Annotated in this window: 27 protein-coding genes and 2 tRNA genes; 19 read left to right on the forward strand and 10 right to left on the reverse strand. The window is 63.8% G+C overall.

Going from position 1 to position 26886, the window contains the following annotated elements; translation table 11 throughout:
- Positions 1-246: 246 nt before the first annotated feature.
- Positions 247-1905, reverse strand: coding sequence for an OFA family MFS transporter (locus ACVWZ5_RS04135; RefSeq protein WP_062572540.1), 1659 nt, complete (start codon positions 1903-1905; stop codon positions 247-249).
- 416 nt (positions 1906-2321) lie between these two features.
- Here ACVWZ5_RS04135 and ACVWZ5_RS04140 point away from each other — a divergent pair, with 416 nt between their 5' ends.
- From ACVWZ5_RS04140 to ACVWZ5_RS04165, 6 genes are all read left to right on the forward strand, one after another.
- The gene (locus tag ACVWZ5_RS04140; protein WP_301142489.1) at positions 2322-4571 is read left to right on the forward strand and encodes an AsmA family protein; all 2250 of its coding nucleotides are present in this window, start codon (positions 2322-2324) and stop codon (positions 4569-4571) included.
- Complete coding sequence (mutY, locus tag ACVWZ5_RS04145; protein WP_062572538.1) at positions 4568-5635, forward strand: A/G-specific adenine glycosylase; 1068 nt, start codon at positions 4568-4570, stop codon at positions 5633-5635. Before ACVWZ5_RS04140 ends, mutY begins: the two co-directional genes overlap by 4 nt.
- Entirely contained in the window at positions 5632-5904 is a 273-nt protein-coding gene (locus ACVWZ5_RS04150; protein ID WP_011536185.1) for an oxidative damage protection protein, read from the forward strand. Before mutY ends, ACVWZ5_RS04150 begins: the two co-directional genes overlap by 4 nt.
- Before the next feature lie 89 nt (positions 5905-5993).
- Positions 5994-6069 (forward strand) — tRNA-Phe (locus ACVWZ5_RS04155).
- Positions 6070-6257: 188 nt separating this feature from the next.
- The gene (gene ppk2 / locus ACVWZ5_RS04160) at positions 6258-7268 is read left to right on the forward strand and encodes a polyphosphate kinase 2 (protein WP_028688468.1); all 1011 of its coding nucleotides are present in this window, start codon (positions 6258-6260) and stop codon (positions 7266-7268) included.
- Between the two features lie 106 nt (positions 7269-7374).
- Positions 7375-7812: a hypothetical protein gene (locus ACVWZ5_RS04165; protein WP_084941153.1), complete on the forward strand. Its 438-nt coding sequence runs from the start codon at positions 7375-7377 to the stop codon at positions 7810-7812.
- A gap of 76 nt (positions 7813-7888) precedes the next feature.
- Here ACVWZ5_RS04165 and gabP read toward each other — a convergent pair whose 3' ends face one another.
- Positions 7889-9274 (reverse strand): GABA permease, encoded by a 1386-nt coding sequence (gabP, locus tag ACVWZ5_RS04170; protein WP_084941158.1) that lies wholly within the window; start codon positions 9272-9274, stop codon positions 7889-7891.
- 606 nt (positions 9275-9880) lie between these two features.
- Between gabP and ACVWZ5_RS04175 the strand changes: the two genes are divergently transcribed.
- Genes ACVWZ5_RS04175 through ACVWZ5_RS04195 form a run of 5 tightly spaced genes read left to right on the forward strand, consistent with a single transcriptional unit; the run spans position 9881 to position 14136 of the window.
- Positions 9881-10654, forward strand: coding sequence for an ABC transporter ATP-binding protein (locus ACVWZ5_RS04175; RefSeq protein WP_062572536.1), 774 nt, complete (start codon positions 9881-9883; stop codon positions 10652-10654).
- 11 nt (positions 10655-10665) lie between these two features.
- Entirely contained in the window at positions 10666-11418 is a 753-nt protein-coding gene (locus ACVWZ5_RS04180; protein WP_084941161.1) for an ABC transporter substrate-binding protein, read from the forward strand.
- 53 nt (positions 11419-11471) lie between these two features.
- Positions 11472-12164 carry an ABC transporter permease gene (locus tag ACVWZ5_RS04185; protein WP_062572534.1) on the forward strand — a complete coding sequence of 231 codons (693 nt, stop codon included), beginning with the start codon at positions 11472-11474 and terminating at the stop codon, positions 12162-12164.
- Positions 12165-12854, forward strand: a complete 690-nt coding sequence (locus ACVWZ5_RS04190; protein ID WP_062572533.1) for an ABC transporter permease — start codon at positions 12165-12167, stop codon at positions 12852-12854.
- A gap of 58 nt (positions 12855-12912) precedes the next feature.
- On the forward strand, positions 12913-14136 hold the full coding sequence (locus tag ACVWZ5_RS04195; protein ID WP_084941164.1) for a methyltransferase: 1224 nt from the start codon (positions 12913-12915) through the stop codon (positions 14134-14136).
- A gap of 225 nt (positions 14137-14361) precedes the next feature.
- On the opposite strand, the gene mdtI is transcribed toward ACVWZ5_RS04195, so the two are convergent.
- Together mdtI and ACVWZ5_RS04205 are read right to left on the reverse strand one after the other, a co-directional pair.
- On the reverse strand, positions 14362-14679 hold the full coding sequence (gene mdtI, locus ACVWZ5_RS04200; RefSeq protein ID WP_028688476.1) for a multidrug/spermidine efflux SMR transporter subunit MdtI: 318 nt from the start codon (positions 14677-14679) through the stop codon (positions 14362-14364).
- Positions 14673-15032: a multidrug/spermidine efflux SMR transporter subunit MdtJ gene (locus ACVWZ5_RS04205; protein WP_028688477.1), complete on the reverse strand. Its 360-nt coding sequence runs from the start codon at positions 15030-15032 to the stop codon at positions 14673-14675. The genes mdtI and ACVWZ5_RS04205 overlap by 7 nt, the downstream gene beginning before the upstream one ends.
- Positions 15033-15558: 526 nt before the next feature.
- Between ACVWZ5_RS04205 and ACVWZ5_RS04210 the strand changes: the two genes are divergently transcribed.
- From ACVWZ5_RS04210 to ACVWZ5_RS04240, 7 genes are all read left to right on the forward strand, one after another.
- A complete protein-coding gene (locus tag ACVWZ5_RS04210; protein ID WP_084941166.1) occupies positions 15559-16137 on the forward strand; it encodes a hypothetical protein in 579 nt (192 codons plus the stop codon).
- 9 nt (positions 16138-16146) lie between these two features.
- Positions 16147-16353 carry a helix-turn-helix domain-containing protein gene (locus tag ACVWZ5_RS04215; RefSeq protein ID WP_023629980.1) on the forward strand — a complete coding sequence of 69 codons (207 nt, stop codon included), beginning with the start codon at positions 16147-16149 and terminating at the stop codon, positions 16351-16353.
- 18 nt (positions 16354-16371) lie between these two features.
- Positions 16372-16752, forward strand: a complete 381-nt coding sequence (locus ACVWZ5_RS04220; RefSeq protein ID WP_084941169.1) for a hypothetical protein — start codon at positions 16372-16374, stop codon at positions 16750-16752.
- A gap of 22 nt (positions 16753-16774) precedes the next feature.
- Positions 16775-17026, forward strand: a complete 252-nt coding sequence (locus ACVWZ5_RS04225; protein ID WP_028688480.1) for a hypothetical protein — start codon at positions 16775-16777, stop codon at positions 17024-17026.
- 98 nt (positions 17027-17124) lie between these two features.
- Positions 17125-17200 (forward strand) — tRNA-Thr (locus ACVWZ5_RS04230).
- A 155-nt stretch (positions 17201-17355) separates the two neighbouring features.
- On the forward strand, positions 17356-18501 hold the full coding sequence (nirK, locus tag ACVWZ5_RS04235) for a copper-containing nitrite reductase (RefSeq protein ID WP_062572529.1): 1146 nt from the start codon (positions 17356-17358) through the stop codon (positions 18499-18501).
- Between the two features lie 77 nt (positions 18502-18578).
- Positions 18579-18791 (forward strand): DUF3079 domain-containing protein, encoded by a 213-nt coding sequence (locus tag ACVWZ5_RS04240; RefSeq protein WP_028688484.1) that lies wholly within the window; start codon positions 18579-18581, stop codon positions 18789-18791.
- Between the two features lie 90 nt (positions 18792-18881).
- On the opposite strand, the gene ACVWZ5_RS04245 is transcribed toward ACVWZ5_RS04240, so the two are convergent.
- The 6 genes from ACVWZ5_RS04245 to serA form a co-directional block, all read right to left on the reverse strand.
- On the reverse strand, positions 18882-19295 hold the full coding sequence (locus ACVWZ5_RS04245; protein WP_062572528.1) for a type II toxin-antitoxin system HicB family antitoxin: 414 nt from the start codon (positions 19293-19295) through the stop codon (positions 18882-18884).
- A 118-nt stretch (positions 19296-19413) separates the two neighbouring features.
- Complete coding sequence (locus ACVWZ5_RS04250; protein WP_457340427.1) at positions 19414-19959, reverse strand: phosphonate degradation HD-domain oxygenase; 546 nt, start codon at positions 19957-19959, stop codon at positions 19414-19416.
- Positions 19960-20050: 91 nt separating this feature from the next.
- A complete protein-coding gene (locus tag ACVWZ5_RS04255; RefSeq protein ID WP_028688487.1) occupies positions 20051-21073 on the reverse strand; it encodes a putative 2-aminoethylphosphonate ABC transporter substrate-binding protein in 1023 nt (340 codons plus the stop codon).
- A gap of 30 nt (positions 21074-21103) precedes the next feature.
- Positions 21104-22828, reverse strand: a complete 1725-nt coding sequence (locus tag ACVWZ5_RS04260) for a putative 2-aminoethylphosphonate ABC transporter permease subunit (RefSeq protein ID WP_062572526.1) — start codon at positions 22826-22828, stop codon at positions 21104-21106.
- A gap of 1 nt (position 22829) precedes the next feature.
- Complete coding sequence (locus ACVWZ5_RS04265; protein ID WP_062359809.1) at positions 22830-23888, reverse strand: putative 2-aminoethylphosphonate ABC transporter ATP-binding protein; 1059 nt, start codon at positions 23886-23888, stop codon at positions 22830-22832.
- A 183-nt stretch (positions 23889-24071) separates the two neighbouring features.
- Positions 24072-25301 carry a phosphoglycerate dehydrogenase gene (gene serA, locus ACVWZ5_RS04270; protein ID WP_028688490.1) on the reverse strand — a complete coding sequence of 410 codons (1230 nt, stop codon included), beginning with the start codon at positions 25299-25301 and terminating at the stop codon, positions 24072-24074.
- 172 nt (positions 25302-25473) lie between these two features.
- On the opposite strand from serA, the gene ACVWZ5_RS04275 reads away from it, so the two are divergent.
- Positions 25474-26871 (forward strand): FAD-binding oxidoreductase, encoded by a 1398-nt coding sequence (locus ACVWZ5_RS04275; RefSeq protein ID WP_062572525.1) that lies wholly within the window; start codon positions 25474-25476, stop codon positions 26869-26871.
- Positions 26872-26886: the final 15 nt, after the last annotated feature.

The following is a 26886-nucleotide window of genomic DNA, read 5'->3' on the forward strand; positions in this document are numbered from 1 at the left end:
GAAAAGGGCTCCATTATAGGCCCAGAACGCGCCGGCTTGAAACGCGGATGACATATGGCAGGGCTAGTAATTACGGGGGCGGGACGGGCCTACAGGTCTATACAAGTACCTTTGGGGGCTGCTTCGCAGCCCATCGCGACACAAGGCCGCTCCCACAGGCATTGCGTACCTTCAGGCTTACGAGGCTCCTGTGGGAGCGGACTTGTGTCGCGAAAGGGGCGCAAAGCGCCCCCAGGGCCAGCCAACTCAGTGAAACAGCACCGCCGTCTTCTGCAAGGTGATCCAAACCCCCCAGGCCAGCGGAATCACCACCACGGCCCAGGCCAGCAGCACCAATGGCAGACTGCCCGGCGCCGCATGCCACTCCAGCGAGCGCGCCGAATCCACGCCCTTGTCATGGCTCAGCGCTCGCTCGGCAGCCAGCTCGGCATCGGTCATGAAGTACTTGTCCGCCACCGGCCGCACCAGCATGTTGCAGATGAAGCCCAGCACCAGCAGGCCGGCGAGGATGTACAACGTCATGTCGTAGGCCGCTGCCCGCTCCACCCCCGCCGCCAGCTGCGCCTCGCGCAGGTAGGTGATCAGCACCGGGCCGAGCACGCCGGCCGCCGCCCAGGCCGTCAGCAGGCGACCATGGATGGCGCCGACCATCTGAGTGCCGAACAGGTCGGCCAAGTACGCCGGGACGGTGGCGAAACCGCCGCCGTACATCGACAGGATGATGCAGAACGCCGCCACGAACAGCGCCACGTTGCCGATGTGCCCCATGTTCGGCACCAGGCTGTAGAGCCCCACGCCCAGGGCGAAGAAGGCGAAGTAGGTGTTCTTGCGGCCGATGTAGTCGGAGAACGACGCCCAGAAGAAGCGTCCGCCGATGTTGAACAGGCTCAGCAGCCCGGTGAAGCCGGCAGCAATGGCGGCGATCTGCGCCAGTTGCGCGGCGTTCAGCTCGCTGAAGGTCAGCTCATTGCCCAGCAGCTTGCCGGCAAACACTTCCTGCAGCAGCGGCGAGGCCATGCCCAGGATGCCGATACCGGCCGACACATTCAGGCACAGCACCAGCCACACCAGGGCAAACTGCGGGGTCTTCCAGGCCACGCTGACATGCACGTGACGGTCGGTGACCATGGCGTTGGCCTTCTTCGCCGGCGGCGTCCAGCCTTCAGGTTTCCAGCCGGTCGGCGGCACGCGGTAGGCCAGGGCACCGGCGGTCATGAACACGAAGTAGATCGCGGCCATGGCAACGAAGCTCTGCCATACGCCCACTTCGGTCGGGCTGGAGAAATGGCCCATCAGCGCGGTGGCCAGCGGCGCGCCCACCATGGCACCCCCGCCAAAGCCCATGATCGCCATGCCGGTGGCCATGCCGCGCTTGTCCGGGAACCACTTGATCAGCGTCGACACCGGCGAGATGTAGCCCAGACCCAGGCCGATCCCACCGATCACCCCCGAGCCCAGCCACATCAGCCACAACTGGTGGGTCTTCACGCCGATCGCCGAGATCAGCAGGCCACCGCACCAGCACAGCGCCGATACCAGGCCGGCCTTGCGCGGGCCGGCGTGCTCCAGCCAGCCGCCGAGCACCGCGGCCGAGCAGCCGAGGAACACGAAGAACAGGGTGTAGATCCAGCTGAGCATGGAGATTGGCCAGTCGCACTCGGCGCTGAACAGGCGGGCGACAAAGCCCATGTCGGCGGCGCAGGCCACCGGCGCGCTGACACCCAGGGCCTGGGACAGCGGCAGCCAGAACACCGAGAAGCCATAGGCCATGCCGATGCACAGGTGAATCGCCAGGGCCGCCGGTGGCACCAGCCAACGGTTGAAGCCCGGGCGGGCGATGATGCGCTCCTTCGACAGGAAGCCCGGCGCGCTCGCCACCGCCCCCGCCGTGATACTGCTGTTCATGGATTGTTCCTTTTGTAGGTGGGCTGTGCGCGTGGACGGCTCTGCTTTGGCTGCACGCAAGGCAGCCCGGCCGCTTGGGCTGGCACCCCGCGACAATGGGTCGCGGGGACTCCACGGGCGGGCGCAAGATTACCAGCAGGGGGTGACATGAAAGCAATCTGATATCGTATTTTTTTCGTCAGCTGAATCGGTATTTCGCGTATTCAGGTGAGATTGTGTCGCCTGTTCGGGCCTCATCGCGGGGCTAGCCCGCTCCCACGCAGGTACCACGCTGGTCTCGGCCCCGCGATTAGGTCCGATCAGGTGATAAATGAACTGTCATCATTCCCACTGTCGAAATGTCGGATACGCAGAGCCAAGTGCCACGGCGCTATACTCGCCGCTGAATTTCTAAATCGGACTACAAGGACTCGCCCATGAAAGCGTTCGGCAAAATCCTGGGGCTGGGGCTTCTCGGGTTGTTGCTGATCATCGTGGCGCTGGGCTTCGCCCTGACCCACCTCTTCGATCCCAACGACTACAAAGATGAAATCCGCAAGCTGGCCCGCGACAAGGCCCATGTGGAACTGACCCTCAACGGCGACATCGGCTGGAGCCTGTTCCCCTGGCTGGGCCTGGAACTGCACGAAGCGAGCATCGCCACGCTGAACAACCCCAAGGTGCCGTTCGCCGACCTGCAGATGCTCGGCCTGTCAGTGCGCGTACTGCCGCTGCTGCGCCGCGAGGTGCAGATGAGCGATGTGCGGGTCGAGGGCCTCAACCTGACCCTGACCCGCGACGCCAACGGCCACGGCAACTGGGAAGACATCGGCAAGCCACTGCCGCAGCCGACCGTCGCCGGCGCGTCGGCGAGCACGCCGGCTGAAACGCCAGCCGCCGCACCAGCCAACTCGGAAGCCAGCGAGCGCTCGGTCAAGCTCGACATCGACAGCCTGACCGTCAATAACGCCCGCGTGCTCTACACCGACGAGAAAGCCGGACAGACCTACGGCGCCGAAAGCATCCAGCTGAGCACCGGTCCCGTGCACGAAGGCACGAACATCGCGCTCAAGGCCAGCGCCTTCCTCAGCGCCAGCCAGCCGAACATCAAGGCGCGCACCGAGCTGACCGGCGAGTTGCGCTTCGACCGCAAACTCAAGCGCTACAACCTCGAGGACATGCGTCTGTCCGGCGAAACCTCGGGCGAGCCGCTGGCCGGCAAGACCCTGACCTTCGTTGCCCAAGGGCAGGTGCTGGTCGACCTGGCGGCCAATGTCGCGTCCTGGAGCGGCCTGAAGGTCTCGGCCAACCAGTTGCGTGCCCTGGGCGAGCTGAACGTGCGTGACCTGGACAAAGCCCCGCAGGTCAGCGGCGGCCTGTCCATCGCCCAGTTCGACCTGCGCACCTTCCTCGACGGCATCGGCCACCCGCTGCCGGCCACCGCTGACCCGGCGGCCTTCAAGAAACTGGAGCTGGTCACCCGCCTGCAGGGCACGCAGAACAGCCTGGCCCTGGAGGACCTGGCGGTGAAGCTGGACGACAGCACCTTCACCGGCCGTGTCGCCGTGGACGACTTCGCCAAGCAAGCGTTGCGTGTGCGCCTCAAAGCCGACACGTTCAACGCCGATCGCTACCTGCCGGCCAAAAGCGAAGAGGCCAAGGGCGCCACGGCGGCGCGCCAGGCCGAGGTCAAGCAGCAGGAAGCCACCGCCGTCGCTGGCGCGGGCACCACGCCGCTGCCCGACGCACCGACCCAGGTGGCCTGGAGCAACGACAAGCTGTTGCCGGTCGACCGCCTGCGCGCCCTGGACCTGCAGGCCGACCTGTCGTTCGGCGCCCTGACCCTGGACAAGCTGCCGATCAGCGACGCGCAGCTGACCGCCAGCGGCCAGGCCGGCCTGGTCACCCTGCAGACCCTGCGCGGCGGCCTGTACAACGGCACCTTCGAGGCCAAGGGCACTGTCGACGTACGCCCCGCCGTGCCGCAGATCGGCGTGAACACCAAGATCAATCGCGTGCCGGTGGAGCACTTCATCAAGCGCGAAAGCCCGGACCAGGCGCCGCCGGTCAAGGGCCTGCTGACCCTGAACAGCGACCTGACCGCCACGGGCAACAGCCAGAAAGCCTTGGTCGATACCCTCAACGGCAACGCCAGCTTCACCATCAATGACGGTGTGCTGGTCAACGCCAACCTGGAACAGCAGCTGTGCCAGGCCATCGCTACCCTCAATCGCAAGCAGCTCAGCGGCGAACAGCGGGGCAAGGACACGCCGTTCCAGGAACTGCGCGGCAGCCTGGTGGTACGTAACGGCGTGGCCAGCAACCCGGACCTCAAGGCACGCATCCCGGGCCTGACCGTCAACGGCCATGGCGACCTCGACCTGCGCGTGCTGGGCATGGACTACAACGTCGGCGTGATCGTCGAGGGCGACCAGCGCGCCATGCCCGACCCGGCCTGCCAGGTCAACGAGCGCTTTGCCGGCGTCGAAGTGCCGCTGCGCTGCCGCGGGCCGCTGGAACTGGGCGCCAAGGCCTGCCGCCTGGACCAGGACGGCCTGGGCAAGGTCGCCGCGAAGCTGGCCGGCAACCGCCTGAAGGACAAGATCGATGAAAAACTCGAAGAGAAACTCGGAGACAAGGTGAGCCCGGAACTCAAAGATGCGCTCAAGGGGCTGTTCAAACGATGAGCCCCCAGCAGTTCTCCAGCGCCGTGCTGGACTGGTACGACCAGCACGGCCGCCACGACCTGCCGTGGCAACAGGGCATCACCCCGTATCGGGTGTGGGTCTCCGAAATCATGCTGCAGCAGACGCAAGTCAGCACCGTGCTCAACTACTTCGACCGTTTCATGCAGGCGCTGCCGACCGTGCAGGCCCTGGCCGAGGCGCCGGAGGACGAAGTGCTGCACCTGTGGACGGGCCTTGGCTACTACACCCGCGCCCGTAACCTGCAAAAAGCCGCGAAGATGGTTGTAGAGCAGCATGGCGGCGAGTTCCCGCGCAGCGTCGAGCAACTCACCGAACTGCCCGGCATCGGGCGCTCCACGGCGGGCGCCATCGCCAGCATCAGCATGGGCATCCGCGCGCCGATCCTCGACGGCAACGTCAAGCGCGTGCTGGCCCGTTTTACCGCGCAGGCCGGCTACCCCGGCGAGCCCAAAGTGGCCAACCAGCTCTGGGCCACCGCCGAACGCTTCACACCGATGACCCGGGTCAACCACTTCACCCAGGCAATGATGGACATGGGCGCCACGCTGTGCACCCGCAGCAAGCCCAGTTGCCTGATCTGCCCGCTGCAAAGGGGTTGCGAGGCGCACCTGCATGGCGAGGAGACCCGCTACCCCGAGCCCAAGCCGCGCAAGGCCCTGCCCCAGCGCAAGACCCTGATGCCACTGCTGACCAACCACGAAGGCGCGATCCTGCTCTATCGCCGGCCCTCCACCGGCCTGTGGGGCGGACTGTGGAGCCTGCCGGAGCTGGACAGCCTGGAACAGCTCGACGACCTCGCCTACCAGCACGGCCTGCGCCTGAACGGCAGCCAGGCCCTGGACGGCCTGACCCACACCTTCAGCCATTTCCAGCTGGCCATCGAGCCCTGGCTGGTGCGTGTCGAGCCCGTCGGCTCGCACGTGGCCGAGCCCGACTGGCTCTGGTATAACCTCGCCACCCCGCCGCGCCTGGGCCTCGCCGCCCCGGTCAAGAAGCTGCTGCAACGCGCGGCCGACGAACTGATTGCAGGAGACAAGCCATGACCCGCACCGTGAAGTGCCGCAAGTACAACGAAGAACTCCCCGGCCTGGACCGCCCGCCCTACCCGGGCGCCAAGGGCCAGGACATCTTCGAGCACATCTCGCAGAAGGCCTGGAAGGAGTGGCAGGACCACCAGACCATGCTGATCAACGAGAAGCGCCTGAACATGATGAATGCCGAGGACCGCAAATTCATCCAGGCCGAGATGGACAAGTTCTTCGCCGGCGAGGATTACGCCCAGGCCGAAGGCTACGTTCCGCCCTCGAATTGACCCACGAATCGTAAGCGACGGAATTAATTTAAATTTTTTTGAAAAAGTCGTTGACGGCCTCTGAGAAAATCTATTTAATTCACCCCGTCGCCCAGATAGCTCAGTCGGTAGAGCAGAGGATTGAAAATCCTCGTGTCGGCGGTTCGACTCCGTCTCTGGGCACCACCTTCAAGCTTCTGGTGGTTGCAAAGTTACCCGAAGCGACACAAGAAACCCGCCTAGCGCGGGTTTTTTGTTGTCTGCCGTTTTACCCCAGGAATCCTTCGCCCCTGGTTGATCGATATCAAAATGCCTCCCCTTGCTCCTGCATAGGATGGAAGGTGGACATTCGACCGACCCCCGCAAGGACCTCCATGAGCGAAGAATCCGCCACCCTCCTCCTGCCAGCGCCCGCCGAGGCCGCCAGCAGCCCCAAGCCAGCCCCTCGCCCTCGTCGCCCACGCCAGCGCAAGCCGGCCACCAGCACCGCCGCGCAAGAGACCATTACCCAGGTCAGCCAGCAGCCCGCCGCCCTGGAAGTGGCGAACGCTCGCAAAGGCAGCAACGAAGACAGCACCTCCGCTCGCCTGCCGGCCAACTACCCCTACCGCACGCGCATGCGCCGCCAGGACTATGAGAAGGCCAAGCATGACCTGCAGATCGAGCTGCTCAAGGTACAGAACTGGGTGAAGGAAACCGGCCAGCGCATCGTCGTGCTGTTCGAGGGCCGTGACGCCGCCGGCAAGGGCGGCACCATCAAGCGCTTCATGGAGCACCTGAACCCGCGCGGCGCGCGCATCGTCGCGCTGGAGAAGCCCTCCGAGCAGGAGAAGGGGCAGTGGTACTTCCAGCGCTACGTCCAGCACCTGCCCACAGCCGGCGAAATGGTGTTCTTCGACCGCTCCTGGTACAACCGCGCCGGGGTCGAGAAGGTCATGGACTTCTGCTCGCCCCTGCAGTACCTGGAATTCATGCGCCAAGCGCCGGAGCTGGAGCGCATGCTGTGCAACAGCGGCATCCTGCTGTTCAAGTTCTGGTTCTCGGTGAACCGCGAGGAGCAGTTGCGCCGCTTCATTTCGCGCCGTGACGATCCGCTCAAGCACTGGAAGCTGTCGCCCATCGACATCAAGTCGCTGGACAAGTGGGAGGACTACACCGCGGCCAAGGAAGCGATGTTCTTCCACACCGACACCGCCGATGCACCGTGGACGGTGATCAAGTCGGACGACAAGAAGCGGGCACGGATCAACTGCATTCGCCACTTCCTGCACTCGCTGGATTATCCGGGCAAGGATCACAGCGTGGCGCATGCGCCGGATCCGTTGCTGGTCGGGCGGGCTTCGCGGGGCTTCGAGGAGGATGAGCCGGAGGCGCTAGTCAGTTAAGCCCCTGGGGCGCGTTGCGCCCCCGGCGATCTCGAATACCTGCTTGGGTTTCCCTGGCAACTACGCTTCAATACGCGCCTTTACCAGACACCCCAAGGATCCACCCATGGCCACCAACACCAAACAACAGAAACGCGCCAAGCGCGCCGCCACCAAGGCCAAGCAGAACCGCATGGTGCGCAGCGGCCAGGCGGTCAAGGCCAGCGCCGGTGACAGCGCCAGCGTCGAGCAGGTGTTCAACAAGGCCATGGAGTCGGGCAGCTACAACAGCCTGTTCGAAAAGATGAAGCAAGCCCAGGAAAACGGCCTGGTGCCGATGATCTCGGTATTCCTGGTCGACCCGCTGCTGGCACTCGTGCTCAAGGGCCACAAGGAAGAACACGCCACCGACTACATCGTCCTGGTGTTCACCGCCTACCGCAAATGGCTCGACGGCGCCGACGAGGACGCCACCATGGCCTGGCTGGAAAGCGACGAGTTCCAGGACGCCTATGTCACTGCCTCGGAAGTCGTGGCCAGGCAACAGCAGAAGCAGTTCGGCTGATCAGGACTGCTCGCACAAGGCAAACAAAAGGCCGCGCCCCTCACAGGGCGCGGCCTTTGCATTTCATATCAGTGAATCAGCTATCCAGCGCCACCCGCGCAGCAGCACCACGCTTGCGGTGCACCAGCAGACCAGCCGCCACCACGCCAATGCTCAGGATCGCCGTGGCGATGATCTCGGCACGGTGGTCTTCACGCAGGCCCATCACCACCAGAATGGCGATGATGAAGGCGATGGTCGCCCAGGTCAGGCCCGGGAACATCCACATCTTGAACGAGATCTTCTCGCCCTTCGCCTCACGCTGGGCACGCATGCGCAGTTGCGACACGGCGATCACCAGGTACACCAGCAGGGCGATGGCGCCGGAGCTGGCCAGCAGGAACTCGAACACCGCGGCCGGGGCCAGGAAGTTGGCGAACACACACAGGAAGGCTGCGGCAGTGGACAGCAGCACGGCCCAGTGCGGGGTGCCCGCCTTGGTGGTGCGTTGGGCGATGGCCGGGGCGTCGCCACGCTTGCTCAGGGAGAACAGCATGCGCGAGGAAGTGTACAGCGCCGAGTTCAGGCAGCTGGTCACGGCGATCAGCACGACGATGTCGACGATCAGCTTGGCATTCGGCACGCCGATCAGGCTGAGGACGGTCTGGTAGGAGCCTTTCTCGGCCAGGGCCGGATCGTTCCACGGCACCATGGCGACGACCAGGAAGATCGACACCAGATAGAACAGGCAGATACGCCAGATCACCGAGTTGGTGGCCTTGCTGATCTGCTTGCCCGGGTCTTTCGATTCGGCGGCGGCGATGGTGACGATCTCGGTACCCATGAACGAGAACATGGTGGTCAGCATCGCGGCCAGCACCGCGCCCAGGCCATTGGGCATGAAGCCCTGGGTATCGAACAGGTGGCCGATGCCGCTGACCTGGCTGCTCGGCACCATGCCGAACATGGCCGCGCAGCCGACGACGATGAAGCCGATGATCGCCAGCACCTTGAGCAGGGCGAACCAGAACTCGAACTCACCGTAGTTCTTCACGCTGAACAGGTTGGTGACGGTCAGCGCCAGGGTGATGATCAGGGAGAAAGCCCACAGGTCCACCGACGGGAACCAGGCATGCAGGATGGCCGCGGCGGCGTTGGCCTCCAGCGGGATCACCAAGACCCAGAACCACCAGTACAGCCAGCCGATGGTGAAACCGGCCCAGCGCCCGATGGCGCGGTCGGCGTAGGTGGAGAAGGAACCGGTATCCGGCGAGGCGACCGCCATTTCGCCGAGCATGCGCATCACCAGGACCACCAGGGTACCGGCGGCAGCGTAGGCCAGCAGCACGGCAGGGCCGGCGGCAGCGATGGCATGGCCGGAGCCGACGAACAGGCCGGCGCCGATCACGCCGGCAATCGAGAGCATGGTCACATGCCGTTGCTTGAGCCCCTGAGCGAGGTCATTGGAATTGTTACCGCTCATAAAACTACCTTTGTAAGGAGGTGGACTACACGAATGACTGGCCAGCGTGCCGGGGTGTGAGTGGGCGTCGCTGCATTCAGTGGTTTCGGGATGGCAATAAGCGGGCCAGCTGAGAATGGCTTTCGTCTGAAATGTTTCTGCAACCAATAACGACGCGGCTTGCAGGGCATTGCGCCAAGCTTTGGCCGAAGGGTCGCCAAACCCCCATGCCAAGTTGGGATTACTGAAATACCCACTTACAAACGCACCAAAGGTGCCCCTCGGTAACACCCAGGCACACATTCAGGGCAAAGCAAAGCGCAACCCAAAGGCGCAACCCGGACTCCGCATAACACGCAACACAGCGCCACCCGGCCAAAAACGGCTTCCCAGACCGGAGCAAAGCTGGCACCATCGCGCCTTTTTTCATCAAGGCTCCGGTGCTGGGCAAAACGCCAATGCGGATATCCTGGCGACAGTCCACTGCAGCGATGCGACAAACTGTCCCACCAGCGACCCGAGCCCCCCGCGACCCGGTTGGCCGCCGTTGCGCCGCTATGCTAGCGTGGCGCTCGCCAGGAAGGCCGCCAACAGCTGGGAACGCACCCGAACACATGAGGACCGCACATGGCCCAGGCTACGCCCGCGCTGGAAATCCGCAACCTGCACAAACGCTATGGCGAGCAGGAAATTCTCAAGGGCATTTCGCTGACCGCGCGCGACGGTGACGTGATCTCCATCCTCGGCTCATCCGGCTCTGGCAAGTCCACCCTGCTGCGCTGCATCAACCTGCTGGAGAACCCACACCAGGGCGAAATCCTCGTTGCTGGCGAAAGCCTCAAGCTCAAGGCCGCCAAGAACGGCGACCTGATCGCCGCCGACAACCGCCAGATCAACCGCCTGCGCAGCGAGATCGGCTTCGTCTTCCAGAATTTCAACCTGTGGCCACACATGTCGATCCTCGACAACATCATCGAGGCGCCACGCCGCGTGCTCGGCCAGAGCAAGGCCGAGGCCATCGAAGCCGCCGAAGCGCTGCTGAACAAGGTTGGCATCTACGACAAGCGCCACAGCTACCCCGCCCAGCTTTCCGGTGGCCAGCAACAGCGTGCCGCCATCGCCCGTACCCTGGCCATGAAGCCCAAGGTCATCCTGTTCGACGAGCCGACCTCGGCGCTCGATCCGGAAATGGTCCAGGAAGTGCTTAACGTCATCCGCGCATTGGCCGACGAAGGCCGTACCATGCTGCTGGTGACGCACGAGATGAACTTTGCCCGCCAGGTGTCCAGTGAAGTGGTCTTCCTGCACCAGGGCCTGGTTGAAGAGCAAGGATCGCCGCAGCAGGTCTTCGAGAACCCGACCTCGGCGCGTTGCAAGCAATTCATGTCCAGCCACCGCTAACGGAGCAATACATGCACACTTACAAGAAGTTCCTCCTGGCAGCCGCTGCCACCCTGGTGATGTCGGCAAACGCCATGGCCGCGGAAAAACTGCGCATGGGTATCGAAGCCGCCTACCCACCGTTCAACAACAAGGACGCCAGCGGTAACGTCGTCGGCTTCGACAAGGACATCGGCGACGCCCTGTGCGCCAAGATGAAGACCGAATGCTCGGTAGTAACCTCCGACTGGGACGGCATCATCCCGGCCCTGAACGCCAAGAAGTTCGACTTCCTGGTGTCGTCGCTGTCGATCACCGACGAGCGCAAGCAGGCTGTCGATTTCACTGACCCGTACTACTCCAACAAGCTGCAGTTCATCGCGCCGAAGGACGTCGACTTCAAGACTGACAAGGCTTCGCTCAAGGGCAAGGTGATTGGCACCCAGCGCGCCACCCTGGCGGGCACCTGGCTGGAAGACAACTACGGCAACGACGTAGAGATCAAACTGTACGACACCCAGGAAAACGCCTACCTGGACCTGGTCTCCGGCCGCATCGACGGCATCCTGGCCGACAAGTACGTGCAGTACGAGTGGCTCAAGAGCAAGGACGGCATGAACTTCGAGTTCAAGGGCGAGCCTGTGGTCGACAGCGACAAGATCGGCATCGCCGTGCGCAAGGGTGACCCGCTGCGCGAGAAGCTGAACAAGGCCCTGGCAGAAATCAAGGCCGACGGCACGTACAAGAAGATCAACGACAAGTACTTCCCATTCAGCATCGAATGATCCGCTTGACCTGCGCGCCCTCGCGGCGCGCAAGTCCCTAGAATGACCTGCCCATGAATATCGACCTGCACGGATTCGGTCCGGCCATGATGGCCGGCACCCTGATGACCGTAAAACTGGCGGTTTGCGCCCTGCTGCTGGGGCTGGTCCTGGGCCTGCTCGGCGCCCTGGCCAAGACTTCCTCGATCAAGCCATTGCAATGGCTTGGTGGCTTCTACTCGACCCTGGTGCGCGGCGTGCCCGAACTGCTCTGGGTCCTGCTTATCTACTTCGGCACCGTCGGCCTGATGAACAGCCTCGGCGAAGCCCTGAACATGCCTGGCCTGGAGCTGAGCGCCTTTGCTGCGGGCGTCATTGCCCTGGGCCTGTGCTTCGGCGCCTACGCCACTGAAGTGTTCCGTGGCGCGATCCTGGCGATCCCCAAGGGCCACCGTGAAGCCGGCCTGGCGCTGGGTCTGTCCAAGGGCCGCATCCTGTCGCGGATCATCCTGCCGCAGATGTGGCGCATCGCCCTGCCGGGCCTGGGCAACCTGTTCATGATCCTGATGAAGGACACCGCGCTGGTGTCGGTGATCGGCCTGGAAGAAATCATGCGCCATGCACAGATCGGCGTGACCGTGACCAAGGAGCCGTTCACCTTCTACATGGTCGCCGCCTGCATCTACCTGAGCCTGACCATCATCGCCATGACTGGCATGCACTTCATGGAAAAACGCGCCGCTCGCGGCTTTGCGAGGGCCGAATAAATGAATTGGGAAGTCATCATCAAATGGCTGCCGCGCCTGGCCCAGGGTGCGACCCTGACCCTGGAGCTGGTGGCCATTGCCGTGGTCGCCGGGCTGATCCTGGCCATCCCGTTGGGCATCGCCCGCTCCTCGCGCCACTGGTACGTGCGCGCCGTGCCGTTCAGCTACATCTTCTTCTTCCGTGGCACGCCCCTGCTGGTGCAGCTGTTCCTGGTCTACTACGGCCTGGCGCAGTTCGACGCGGTGCGCTCCAGCTCGCTGTGGCCGTACCTGCGCGATCCGTTCTGGTGCACCGTGCTGACCATGACCCTGCACACTGCCGCCTACATCGCCGAGATCCTGCGCGGGGCGCTGCAGTCGATCCCCAAAGGTGAGATCGAAGCAGCACGGGCGCTGGGCATGTCGCGCGGCAAGACGCTGTTCTACATCATGCTGCCACGCGCCTCGCGCATCGGCCTGCCGGCCTACAGCAACGAAGTGATCCTGATGCTCAAGGCCAGCGCCCTGGCCAGTACCGTGACCCTGCTGGAACTGACCGGCATGGCGCGGACCATCATCGCCCGCACCTACCTGCCGGTGGAGATCTTCTTTGCCGCCGGGGTGTTCTACCTGGTGATCTCGTTCGTGCTGGTGCAAGGCTTCAAAGTACTGGAGCGCTGGCTGCGCGTGGATGCCTGCCAGGGACGTTGAGCCCATGAAGACATCGGGGCTGCCCAGCAGCCCCTCTCGACCGCGCCCCGGTGCTCGAATGACCACAACATCCTGCCTGCAAAACGACCAGCTCCTCGAGCGCTTCCAGGCCCTCGACCGCTTCCTCGCACAGCACCAGCCGCTGTGGCACCCACGCCCGTTCACCCACCTGCGCCTGGCGTGGGAAGACGAACACCCGGAACTGTCCCATTGGCTGCGCCAGCGCACCCTCGAGCAAGCCGAATCCCCCGAAACACCTGAGGCCCCGGCCCCCTTCCCACAACTGGCCGCCGAAGCCGCGCAGCTGTCCGCCATCGGCGAGCTACCCGACGCCGGCCTGCATCCCGCCGGCCACCGCCTCGATGTCGGTGTCCCCGGCCGCAAGTGGCAGCAGATCGAAGCCTTCAGCCGTCGCCTGGCGTTCAGTCAACCCGCCCGGCACTGGCTCGACTGGTGTTCCGGCAAAGGCCACCTGGGCCGTCGCCTGCTACAGCCCGGCCAGCGCCTGACCTGCCTGGAGTACGACGCCGAACTGGTCAGCGCCGGCAAGGCCCTGAGCGAGCACCATCACTTGCCTGCCACCCACGTGCATCAGGACGTCATGGCCGCCGACAGCGCCCGCCACCTGGACGGCGACAAGAGCGTGGTCGCCCTGCACGCCTGCGGCGACCTGCATGTTCGGCTCATGCAGCTGGCAAGCCAGCAGGGTTGCCGGCAGATCGCCGTTGCGCCCTGCTGCTACAACCGCATCCAGGGCCAGGCCTATCAGCCACTCTCCGGCGCCGCCCGAGCCTCGAGCCTGGCGTTGACCCAGGAAGACCTGGGCCTGCCGCTGAGCGAAGCGGTCACCTCCAGCCTGCGCACCCGCCGCCAGCGTGACAGCTCCATGGCCCGCCGCCTGGGCTTCGACCTCTTGCAGCGCCAGCAACGTGGCATCGACGACTACCTGCCCACGCCATCGCTGCCGGTCAGCTGGCTGGCAAAGCCCTTCGAGCAGTACTGCCGCGACCTGGCCGAACTCAAGCAGGTCATGATCAGCGGCAACCCCGACTGGGCCTCCCTGGAAGCCGCCGGCCAGCGACGCCTGGCCGAGGTGCGCAACCTCGAGCGGGTACGCAATCTCTTCCGCCGCCCCCTGGAAATGTGGCTGGTGCTCGATCGCGCTCTGTTCCTTCAGGAGCAAGGCTATGCGGTTCGGGTCGGTGTGTTCTGCGATTACCCGTTAACCCCCCGCAACCTGCTGCTGCTTGGAGAGCGCGACACAGCGCCGCAGCGCAGTTGACAGCCTGTGGATAACTCTGTGAACAAGCTTGTGATGAAAATCACCAATTCTTGGATCCATAGGCTATTTGCGCTGCTTTGCTTATTCCACCGCAGGCTCCAAAGCCAGTAAAAACAGGCCTTTGCGCAAAGACCGATGGTAGCGCCGGTCGACATGCCTTTCACGCAAGCGATCAATGCCCATTGTGCATAAGCCATTCGGCCAAGCGCTCTGGCAGGGGGGTTGTCAAGCCAGTTTGAGCAAGCTCATGCCTACCAGCAGCAGCACCAGACCGAGCCAGCCGCGACCGGCCAGGCGCTGGCCGAACAGGGCCCAGCCCATGGCCACGGTGGCGAGGATGCCGAAGCCACCCCAGATGGCGTAGGCCAGCGACAGGTCGATGTCCTTGACCGCCTGTGCCAGCGCGGTGAACGCCGCCAGCACACACAGGATCGAGGCCACGCCCAGGCCCTTGCGGCTAAAACCCTCGGAATACTTGAGCAGCAGGTTGGCCAGGACTTCCAGCACGATGGCCAGGCCCAGCCAGGCAAATGGCATCAGCATGGCACCGCCTCCCCTTCACGCTCGACGGCCTTGGCCCGAGTGCCGGCCTTGACCAGCAGGATACCGGCGATCATCACCGCCAGGCCCAAGGCCTTGGTCCAGCCCAGGCTTTCGCCGAGCCAGAGCACGCTGATCAAGGTGATCAGCACGATGCCGAACCCTTCCCACAGCGCGTAGGCGACACCCACCGGCACACGCTTGACGGCCAGGGCCAGGAAGAAATACGACAGACAGATCATGACGTACATGACGGCATGCCCCAGCACGGGGAAATGGGTGGCGGCGAGTTTCATCGACGCCGTGCCGATCACCTCGAAGGTGATGGCGACGATCAGGTAGATCCAGGAACGCATGATGCCCTCCCATGGGCGACAGCAGCCGAGCACACAGGCATCGGCACCAGACAGAGACGTTTACGGCTGTAAAGGGAGGGTGGCGCTAGAGATCGCCGGTCCAGTGACGCTCACGGGAAACCAGGCGGGAGGAAGAGAGGAGCTTGAAAGCTTTACTGTTCAACATAATGAACACAAGATTAACTGAGGTGATCGATTAAGTCAAAACGATAGGCTTAGACTAAATGTTTCTCGCGAAAAATTGCACACCTCCAGATTTATCCCCTTAAAGCCTGCTGAAAGCTTCGTAAATTATATTCCCCACAGTCGTTCCTATAGGGATGACCCTGCGACTGCTCTATAGCGTAGGCAAGCTTCCTCAGCGTGGGAGCGGGCTGACCCGCGAACACCGGCAAGGCCTGTGCCATGCTCACCCCCTCCCCCTGCGACAAACCGTCGCCACAGTCAAAAACACAAAATTAATTATTGTTTTACGATAATTATTCAAGAATAATCCGCCCCGTTCATCACTGTACGGAGGCACCCCATGAACAGTAGATCCGTGGCCTATGCGCGTACGCGCCTACGCACCATCGGCACATTTGCCGCCTACCTGGCCTGGACGACCGCGATCGTCGAGTTGGCGGCCATCCCGTTGCTCTGCATCTTCGACTTCCCTGAAATGCTCAACGGCTACCTGCAGGCCTATGGCGACCAGATGCCCCTGCTGCTGGAACCCGGCTACATGCCATCTCCCCTGGCCATCGGCCTGGTACTGGCCGTGGACATGATCCCGACAATGATTTCCGTCATTGCCCTAAGCCTGACCGGCCTGTTCTTCCATCGGCTGTCCCGTGGCCAGACCTGGTCCTCGGACAACATCAAGCTGCTGTGGTGGGTCGGCCTGCTGTGCATCTTCACCCCGTTGCTGTGGCCGGTGACCTACACCTTGCAGGGCCTGGCCCTGGCCATCGACCTGCCGGCCGGCGAAAGGAGCTTCAGCTTCTCGATCGGTGTATCATCGCAGGCTGTCTACGAGATCATGAAAGGCATCTTGCTGTGTGCCTTCTCGCTGCTCATGCGTGACGCCAAGACCATCAGCGATGAACACAACTGTTATGTCTGACTGCTTCCTATGCCGATAATCATCCGCCTCGACGTCGTCATGGCCCGGAACAAGATGCGTTCCAAGGACCTGGCGGAAATCATCGGTATCACGGAAGCGAACCTGTCGCTGCTGAAGAACGGCAAGATCAAGGGTTTCAAGATCGAGACCCTGGAGAAGCTGTGTCGCGCCCTGAACTGCCAGCCCGGCGACCTGCTGGAGTTCAGCGACGAATGATCAAGGACTGCAACACCCATGGCATTTTCCCCCAAGGGCCTGGCCGCCCTGATACTGGCTTGCCTGCTGCTGGCCGGCTGCGGCCCTAGCTACACCTACAGATACTCGCCACCGCCCAGCGCGCATGGCATGAATTGCATCAACAGCTGTTCGACCGAGCGCAACCACTGCCAGCAGATGGCGCGCCTGCAGGAGAACAGCGAACGTGCGTTGCACCAGGCCGAGATGAGGGCCTACCAGTACTGCAAGAACGGCAAGAGCAAGAAGGAAGCGCGTCACAGTTGCTACTACCCGAGCTACCCCTCCTACACGGGGAGCAGCTACAGTTGCGGCAATGACTACGACTCCTGCTACATGGCCTGCGGCGGCACCATCCAGCGCATCCTGAACAAAGACTGATCCCGGAACGGACTCGAACATCGTGAAACACACCAAGCCCTTCGCCCTGCTGACCCTCGCCCTGGCCATGACCGGCTGCGCCAGCGGCACGCCATCGAGCAAGCCCGCCCCGTTGAACTGGAACATGCCCGGCATGCAACTGGGCGGCGACCGCGGCCTGCCCCTGCACAACGCCGACGGCAGCTGCCGCAAGCGCGGCTGCGACAACGGCAAGCTGTTCTTCAACCCGGGCCAGCCCGAGCCGAGCGTCAACTCGATTCACCGCGGCTGGTAGGAAAATTCTCCTTTCTGCGCGGTGACTTAGGGGAATGTGCGATGGATGCAACGAAGTGGTTTACAGCGGCAAATCCATCGCTATAATGACGCCCCTGTGCCGGTATAGCTCAGATGGTAGAGCAACTGACTTGTAATCAGTAGGTCCCGGGTTCGATTCCTGGTGCCGGCACCATCCTCAAAAGCCTCGACGAATGTCGGGGCTTTTTCGTTTCAGCCCCTGCGACACATTGCCCACCCTCTCCGCTTCTTGTTCTCCCTCAATAAACCTTACCTGTAAAGCGGCTATTCCTGTGCCCGACGGCTTTCGTCGACTTAAGGAGAAGTCCCATGAACGAGCAAGAAGGCGTGTCCCTCACCCGGCGTGGCATGCTGGCCGGTACCGTGTTACTGGGCGTCGGCGCCTCGGCGCTTGGCAGTGGCCTGGCAAAGGCCGCGACCGCCGTACCGGGCCAGGACCCGGCGGTTGGCCTGGCGAAACTGGAACGTGTCAGCGTCGAGCTGGTGGCGCCGCCGCAAGTCCACGCTCATACCCAGAGTGCCGAGGGCAAGCCGCGGATCGTCGAGTTCCGCATGGTCATCGAAGAGAAAGAACTGGCCATCGACACCGCCGGCGCCTACATCCACGCCATGACGTTCAACGGCTCGGTTCCCGGCCCGCTGATGGTGGTGCATGAGGGCGACTACGTGGAACTCACCCTGGTCAACCCAGCCAGCAACAGCATGATGCACAACATCGATTTCCACGCCTCCACCGGCGCCCTCGGCGGCGGCGAGCTGACCCACGTGAAGCCCGGCGAGCAGGTCAAGCTGCGCTTCAAGGCCGACCGTGCCGGGGTGTTCGTATACCACTGCGCACCGGGCGGGGCGATGATTCCCTGGCATGTGGTGTGCGGCATGAACGGCGCGATCATGGTCCTGCCCCGCGATGGTCTGAAGGACCCCGAGGGCCGGCCATTGCGCTACGACAAAGTCTGGTACATCGGCGAACAGGACTACTACATCCCCCGCGACAAGGACGGCAAGTACAAGCGCTACGCCAACCCCATGGCCAGCTTCGGTGACATGAGCCAGCTGATGAAAGGGCTGGTGCCCAGCCATGTGGTGTTCAACGGCAGCGTCGGTGCCCTGACCGGCAAGCAGGCGCTCACCGCCAAGGTCGGCGAGACCGTGCTGATCGTTCACTCCCAGGCCAACCGCGATACCCGCCCGCACCTGATCGGCGGCCACGGCGACTATGTCTGGGCCTCGGGCAAGTTCGCCAACCCGCCGCAGCGCAACCTGGAAACCTGGTTCATTCCCGGCGGCGCGGCGGGCGCGGCGTTGTATACCTTCCGCCAGCCCGGGCTGTACACCTACCTCAACCACAACCTGATCGAAGCGGTGATGCTCGGCGCCGCCGCGCATGTGCAGGTCGAGGGCCACTGGAACGACGACCTGATGAAACAGGTGCAGGCGCCCGGGCCGATCAGCTAGCGGCATTGACCCCGATCAAGCCCCTTGGCCATGCGCGGCATAGCCTGAGCGCAGGCATTCACTTCATGGAGGGAAACATGGCCAAGCGATTTCCCAGCAACCCCAGCCATCCCGAACGGATCTGCTGGGGCTGCGACCTGTACTGCCCGGCCAAGGCACTGGCATGCGGCAACGGCGCGGACCGGACCATGCATCCGGTGGAGTTGTTCGGGGAGGATTGGAACCAACTGGACGATCACCTCGACAGGCCAATCGACCCCCACCCGGATCGCCAATCAAACGCAGGTTGATCCGGCCCTTAAAACTACAGATCTCGATCGGACTGAAACGATGGCGAATTGTGCGTCAGCGTGCGCCTACCGTTGGACGCGAGCGCCCGATCACTTGCAGTCCCCCTGCAAGATCCTGAGCGCCGCTTCGGCCAGGAAGCCCGAACGGCTCTTGTGCTCCGGATGGTTCTGCACGTACGCGTCGATGCGGGTGAGCAAGTACGCCGGCAGCGTGATGTTGAGCTTCTCGGCCTTGCCCAGGTAACGGGTGATGTCGATGTCGATCAGCGCCCAGGTACAGCCGGCATAGGCCGGATTCGCCGCGTGCACGCTGACCAGGCTGGCCTTGGGAATCTCCTGCTGGTCCTGGGCCAGCAGTTCGAGGTGGCCTTCGATGGCCTCGCGGGCCATGGCAATGACGTTGTCGAGGTCCTCGCCGGCCGAGAAACAGCCTGGAATGTCAGGGACTTCCACACCCCTGGCATGTTTATCGTCACCGGGGAGAATCGCAATGGGGAACGACATGGTGATAGGTCTCCTCGTCGCGACGAGTGGGCTGCCAAGAGGGGAAGTATGGTAAGAGGCACAGCATGAGCATCTGGAGAAGTGATGCGGGATCTTGCGGAAAGGGAAAACGGATCGATCAAAGTACCGCCAGCGCCTTTCTCTTCAGCACCTCCAGATCCATCACGGGCACCCCGGTCAGCTTCGCCATCTCGTCCCACTCACGCAGGCGCAGACTCACCCGGAACAGAGGATCGGCCTCGAACGCGTCGGCTTCGCTGTTGTTCATCACCCCACCCTGGTAGGCCAGCGTGCGCCGGCTGGCCTCGCTCAGGCGAGCGTAGTAGCCGGGCTGGCGCAAGGTCAGGTAGCGCTTGGCCTCGACGTGATACTGCACCAGCCGCGCCAGTCGCTCGCTGAAGCCGCAGCGACGCAGGTACTCGGCGCCGATGCGCTCATGGCTGACGATGCCATAGCCGCCCATGTCCTCGCCCTCGCACAGGTGGCCGATGTCGTGGAAAAAGGCGGCGAGGATCACTTCGTCGTCGTAGCCCTCCTCCATCGCCAACTGGGCGGCCTGGGACATGTGCTCGACCTGGGTGATGGCTTCGCCGATGTAGTCGGCGCTGCCATGACGGTCATAGAGGGCAAAGATGTCGCTGACAATCTTGGAGGATGTTGCCATCACGCGGGCTCCTGTTCTGACGGATGTGACGCCGTAGCGGGGCAAGCCCGCTCCCACGATCTTGCAGGAACAGGCTCGCTGCGCGAAGGCTTTACTGCTGGGCGACCTTCTCGGACTTGCCGTCGTAGCGCTTGCGCCACTCACTGAGGATCTGGTCGCGGTTCTTCGAGGCCCAGGCGAAGTCGTTCTTGATCAGGCGCTGCTCGTAATCGGCCGGCAACTCGGTCTGCGGCTTGGCGATGCCCGGCGCGGCGAGCACGGCGAAGTTCTCCTTGTACAGCTCCATGGCCGCGGGGCTCGCCGAGAAGTCGGCCAGGCGCCTGGCGGCATCGGCCTTCGGCGAGCCCTTGATCACCGCGGTGGCTTCGATCTCCCAGCCCAGGCCTTCCTTGGGCAGCACGATATCCAGCGGCGCGCCCTGGCGCTTGAGCTGCACGGCCGGGTACTCGAAGGAGATGCCGATCGGGAACTCGCCGGCGGCCGCCAGCTTGCACGGCTTGGAGCCGGAATGAACGTACTGGCCGATGTTCTGGTGCAGCGCATCCATGTAGGCCCAGCCCTGCGGTTCGCCGAAGGTCTGCAGCCAGGCGCTCACATCCAGGAAGCCGGTGCCGGACGAGGCCGGGTTGGGCATGACGATCTTGCCCTTGTACTCAGGCTTGGTCAGGTCCTGCCAGCTCACCGGCTTGCTCAGGCCCTGCTTCTCGGCCTCGACGGTGTTGAAGCAGAGGGTAGCGGCCCACACGTCCATGCCCACCCAGGCCGGCGGGTTGGCGGCGTCGCGATAGTTGGCCGAGATCTTGCCCAGGTCTTTCGGCGCATAGGCCTCGAGCATGCCGTTCTGATCGAGGATGGCCAGGCTGGAAGCAGCCAGGCCCCACACCACGTCGGCCTGCGGACGGTCCTTCTCGGCCAGCAGCTTGGCGGTGATGATGCCGGTGGAGTCGCGCACCCACTTGATCTCGATGTCGGGGTTGGCCTTTTCGAAAGCCTGCTTGTAGCGCTTGAGCTGCTCGGCCTCGAGGGCGGTGTAGACGGTCAGCTGGGTCGCGGCCGAGGCCTGCAGGCTGAAGACAGCGGATACGGCAGCGGCAAGTGCGAGGGGCTTGAACATGATGCGGTTCCTATCAGTGTGGGCAGTCGGTCAATGGCCTGGGGCGCGCTGGCGCCAGGCCTGGGAGCGGCGCAGCAGGCCGCGTGAGGCACCGGCCAGCAGCAAGGATGCGGCAGCGCTGGTGAGCAGGATCAGGGTCGACATGGCAGCGGCACCGCCGACGTTGCCGGCGTCGTCCATGTTCAGCACGGCAACGGCGGCGAGGATGGTGTCGGGGCTGTACAGGAAGATCGCCGCCGACACGGTGGTCATGGCCGAGACAAACAGGTAGCGAATGATGTCCAGCAGCGCCGGCAGGCAAATCGGCACGGTGACCCGCATGAAATGCCTGTACAGCGGCGCCTTGAGCGACAGCGCGGCGGCCTCGAACTCGCCATCGAGCTGGCGCAGTGCGGTGGTGGCGGTCATCTGCGCGGTGGTCAGGTAGTGGGCGATGGTGCACACCACCAGCAGCGCCATGCTGCCGTAGAACACATGCAGCGGGTTGCCGTTGAGGTTGAAGAAGAACACGTAGCCCAGGCCCAGCACCAGGCCGGGCACCGCCATGGGAATAAAGCTCAGCAGGCGCAGCAGTTGGTTGAGCAGGCGCTGCCCCTGGGCCTTCTCCATCAGGTAGGCGCCGGTGAAGATCACCACGCTGCCGATCAGCGCGGTGCCGATGGCCATGGTCACGCTGTTGCGATAGGCCAGCCAACCACCACCGGCGGTGTCCTCGAACATGTAGTGCTTGAGCGACAGCGACAGGTTGTACGGCCAGAACTTGACCAGCGACGAGTACACCGCCATGCCGATCACCGCCAGCAGTGCCGCGCACACCAGCAGCACGATGGCCAGGAAGCAGCCATCGCGCAGCCGCGACGGCTTGGGCTCGAACACCTGGGCGCGGCCGCTCATGGCCTCGCCCTGGCGGCGGCGCAACCAGGCATCGACGGCGAAGCTGAGCAACGCCGGTACCAGCAGTACCATGCCGATCAGCGCGCCACGACCGAACTGCTGCTGGCCGACCACGGCCTTGTAGGCTTCCAGGGCCAACACCTGGTAATCCCCACCTACCACGACAGGCACGCCGAAATCGGTGATGGTCAGGGTGAACACCAGGCAGAACGCGGCGAACACCGCCTGGCGCGTGGCCGGCCAGGTGATGCTGAAGAATGCCCGCGCCGGCCCAGCCCCCATGCTCGAGGCGGCGTCGAACAGTCGCGCGTCGGCCAGCGACAGCGCCGAAAGCAGGATCATCAGGGCGTGGGGGAAGGTGTAGATGGCCTCGCCGATGACGATGCCCCAGAAGCCGTAGATGTTGTCGCTGAGCAGCCCGCGCAGCAGGCCCTGGTTGCCGAACAGGTACACCAGGGCGATGGCCGGCAGCATCGACGGCGCCAGCAACGGCAGCAGCGATATGCCTCGCCAGAGGCCCTTGGCCGGAATCAGCGTGCGTTGCAGGGCATAGGCGAACAGGTAGGCCAGCGGCACGACGATGGCGGCGACGGTGAAGGCCACCGCCAGGCTGTTGCCGAGCAGCCAGTGGAAGTTCTCGCTGGCGAACAGCTCACGGGACGCCGGCAGGCCGCCGCCCTGCCCGGCTTCAGCGCTGAAACCGCGCCAGAAGATCGCCAGCAACGGCATCAGCACCGCCAGCACCAGCAAGACCAGCAGCAGGCTCTTGCCACCGACCACGAACAGACGGTCCCCCAGAGCGACACCACTGCGAGGTGCGGCCTTGGTGGAGGTGAGCGGCAGGGTCATCGGCGCGGCCATCTCAGGCGAACACCTGCAGGCTCTGCGGCGGCAGGGCCACCCAGATGTCCTGCGAGCCCAGGCGCGGCATCGCCTCCGGCGCCAGCTCCGCAAGCAATGCGTGGCCCGGCAGGGCCTTGAACTCGAAGCTCATGCGGCAGCGGTTGCCGAGGAAAGTGATCTCGCGGACCTTGGCCGGGAACAGGTTTTCCTCGTGTACCACCGGGTTGACGGTGATCGCCTCGGGCCGGCAGAACAGCCGCCCACTGCTGGCACCGGCGGCATTGGCCGCCAGACGCATGTGCAGGCCGCCGACCTGGGCATGGCTGTCGCCGCTGCGCTGGAACGGCAACCAGTTGCCCTGGCCGACGAATTCGGCGACGAACGGCGTGGCCGGCTGGTCGTAGATCTCCTGGGGCGTGGCGTACTGCTCGACCTGGCCGTTGTTCATCACGGCGATGCGGTCGGCCATCAGCATGGCCTCGTCCTGGTTGTGGGTGACCATCAGCGTGGTTATGCCCAGTTGACGCTGCAGTTGGCGCAGTTCGGTGCACAGGTGCTCGCGCACACGGGCGTCCAGCGCCGACATCGGCTCGTCGAGCAGCAGCAGCGACGGCGAGGGCGCCAGCGCTCGGGCCAGGGCCACGCGCTGCTGCTGGCCGCCGGACAGCTGGCCGGGGTATTTCTTCTCGCTGCCGGCAAGGCCGACCAGCTCGAGCATTTCACCGACCCGCTGGCGCGAGGCCTCACGGCTGCTGCCGGCCAAGCCGTAGGCGATATTGGCCTCGACGGTGAGGTTGGGAAACAGGGCGTAGGACTGGAACAGGATGCCGTAGTCACGGGCCTGGGGTGGCAGCTCGGAGATGTCGCGCTCGCCGATGTATAGCGTCCCGCGGTCCTGGCGTTCGAGCCCGGCGATGCAGCGCAGCAGCGTGGTCTTGCCACAGCCCGACGGGCCGAGCAGACACACCAGCTCGCCGGCGGCGATATCGAGGGAGACGTCGTTGAGTGCGGTGAAGGCGCCGAAGCGCTTGTGGATACCGCGCACTTTCATCTGTGCGCCTGGCGTGGCGTCGTTCATGGCAAGGCCTCATCGAAGAGATGGGGCCATGCTAGGAAGGCTGTGAGACGGTTGTGTGGCGCGAGGGCAAAAACGAGTGATAGTGGTATTGGTGGATTTTTGTAGTGGCCCTTCGGGTTTTAGCCGTTGGCCAAACAAAAAGGGAGGCCACCAGGGCCTCCCGCTTTCATGACGCAGTGAACCTCAGAACAGTACGCGCGAGCGGATGGTGCCCTTCACGTGCTGCAGTTTCTCCTGGGCCAGGTCCGAGTACTCGGCGTCGACGTCGATGACCACGTAACCCACTTTCTCGTTGGTCTGCAGGAACTGACCGGAGATGTTGATACCGTTCTCGGCGAACACCTTGTTGATCTCGCTGAGCACGCCCGGGATGTTTTCGTGGATGTGCAGCAGGCGGTGCTTGCCTGGGTGGGCCGGCAGGGCCACTTCCGGGAAGTTGACCGACGATACGGACGTACCGTTGTCGCTGTACTTGACCAGTTTCTCGGCCACTTCCAGGCCGATGTTGGCCTGGGCCTCGGCGGTGGAACCACCGATGTGCGGGGTCAGGATCACGTTGTCCAGGCCGCGCAGCGGGCTTTCGAACTCTTCGTCGTTGGAGCGCGGCTCGACCGGGAACACGTCGATGGCGGCGCCGATCAGGTGCTTGTCCTTGATCGCGGCGGCCAGGTGGTCCAGCTCGACCACAGTACCTCGGGCGGCGTTGATCAGGATCGAGCCCTTCTTCATCGCGCGGATTTCCTTCTCGCCGATCATCCACTGGGTGGACGGCAGCTCAGGCACGTGCAGCGAGACGATGTCGGCCAGGCCCAGCAGCTCGTGCAGGCTGGTGACCTGTACCGCGTTGCCCAGCGGCAGCTTGGTCAGCGGGTCGAAGAAGTACACCTGCATGCCCAGGCTCTCGGCCAGGACCGACAGCTGGGTGCCGATCGAGCCGTAGCCGACGATGCCCAGCTTCTTGCCACGGATCTCGAAGGAATTGGCCGCGCTCTTGATCCAGCCGCCACGGTGGCAGGAGGCGTTCTTCTCGGGGATGCCGCGCAGCAGCAGGATGGCTTCGGCCAGCACCAGTTCGGCCACCGAACGGGTGTTCGAGTAGGGCGCGTTGAACACGGCGATACCGCGCTCGCGGGCCGCTTCCAGGTCGACCTGGTTGGTGCCGATGCAGAAGCATCCGACCGCCACCAGTTTCTTCGCGCAGTCGAAGATCTCTTCGGTCAGTTGGGTGCGCGAGCGGATGCCGATGAAGTGGGCATCGGCGATCTTTTCCTTCAGCTCGGCTTCCGGCAGCGAACCAGTGAGGTATTCGATGTTGGTGTAGCCGGCGGCCTTGAGGGTATCGACCGCGTTCTGGTGCACACCTTCAAGAAGAAGGAACCGGATCTTGCTCTTGTCGAGAGAAGTCTTGCTCATCTGCGTAAACCTGTATCCCGGAGAAAAATGGCGAAGGGGGGGTGAAGCGGCGCGGCGTCGGCCTTAGCACGAACAGCGGGAGGGCTATGCTAGCATACGCGACACAATCTGAGCTTATGCCGACAGGTGAAGCGTGCTCAGGGTGACTATGAATAAGTCGAGAGTTCCAGCGATGACCCAGTCTGCGGTAATTGATGAGCTGATGACCCTGGTCGACCCTGGCAAGGTCCTCACCGACCCGGCCTCGCTCGAGGCCTACGGCAAGGACTGGACCAAGCACTACCCGCCGGCTCCCACCGCCATTGTCTTCCCCAAGTCTGTCGAGCAGGTACAGGCCATCGTGCGCTGGGCCAACCGGCACAAGGTCGCCCTGGTGCCATCGGGCGGGCGTACCGGCCTGTCGGGCGCCGCCGTGGCCGCCCATGGCGAGGTGGTGGTGGCCTTCGATTACATGAACCAGATCCTGGCCTTCAATGAGTTCGACCGCACCGTGGCCTGCCAGCCAGGGGTCGTCACCCGCCAGTTGCAGCAGTTTGCCGAGGACCAAGGCCTCTATTACCCAGTGGACTTCGCCTCGAGCGGCTCCAGCCAGATCGGCGGCAACATCGGTACCAACGCTGGCGGGATCAAGGTGATTCGCTACGGCATGACCCGCAACTGGGTGGCCGGGTTGAAAGTGGTCACCGGCAAGGGCGAGCTGCTCGAGCTGAACAAGGACCTGATCAAGAACGCCACCGGCTACGACCTGCGCCAGCTGTTCATTGGCGCCGAAGGCACCTTGGGCTTCGTGGTCGAGGCCACCATGCGCCTGGACCGCGCGCCGCGCAACCTCACCGCCATGGTGCTGGGCACGCCCGATTTCGACGCGATCATGCCGGTGCTGCACGCCTTCCAGGGCAAGCTCGACCTGACGGCCTTCGAGTTCTTTTCCGACAAGGGTCTGGCCAAGATTCTCGCCCGGGGTGATGTGCCCGCGCCGTTCGAAACCGACTGCCCGTTCTATGCCCTGTTGGAGTTCGAAGCCAGCACCGAGGAGGTGGCCAACGAGGCCCTGGCCACCTTTGAGCACTGCGTGGAGCAGGGCTGGGTGCTCGATGGGGTGATGAGCCAGAGCGAGACCCAGCTGAAGAACCTGTGGAAGCTGCGCGAGTACCTGTCAGAGACCATCTCGCACTGGACGCCGTACAAGAACGACATCTCGGTCACCGTATCGAAGGTGCCGGCCTTCCTGCGCGATATCGACGCCATCGTCGGCGAGCACTACCCGGACTACGAAGTGGTCTGGTACGGCCATATCGGCGACGGCAACCTGCACCTGAACATCCTCAAGCCCGACCACATGAGCAAGGACGACTTCTTCGCCTCCTGCGCCAAGGTCAACAAGTGGGTGTTCGAGATCGTCGAGCGCTACAACGGCTCGATCTCCGCCGAGCATGGCGTGGGCATGACCAAGCGTGACTACCTGGGCTACAGCCGCTCCCCGGAGGAAATCGCCTGCATGAAGGCGATCAAGGCGGTGTTCGACCCAAACGGCATCATGAATCCGGGTAAGATCTTCGCTCCCGAATAAAAAGCAGTATTCACA

The organism is Pseudomonas sp. TE6283 (assembly GCF_054060555.1).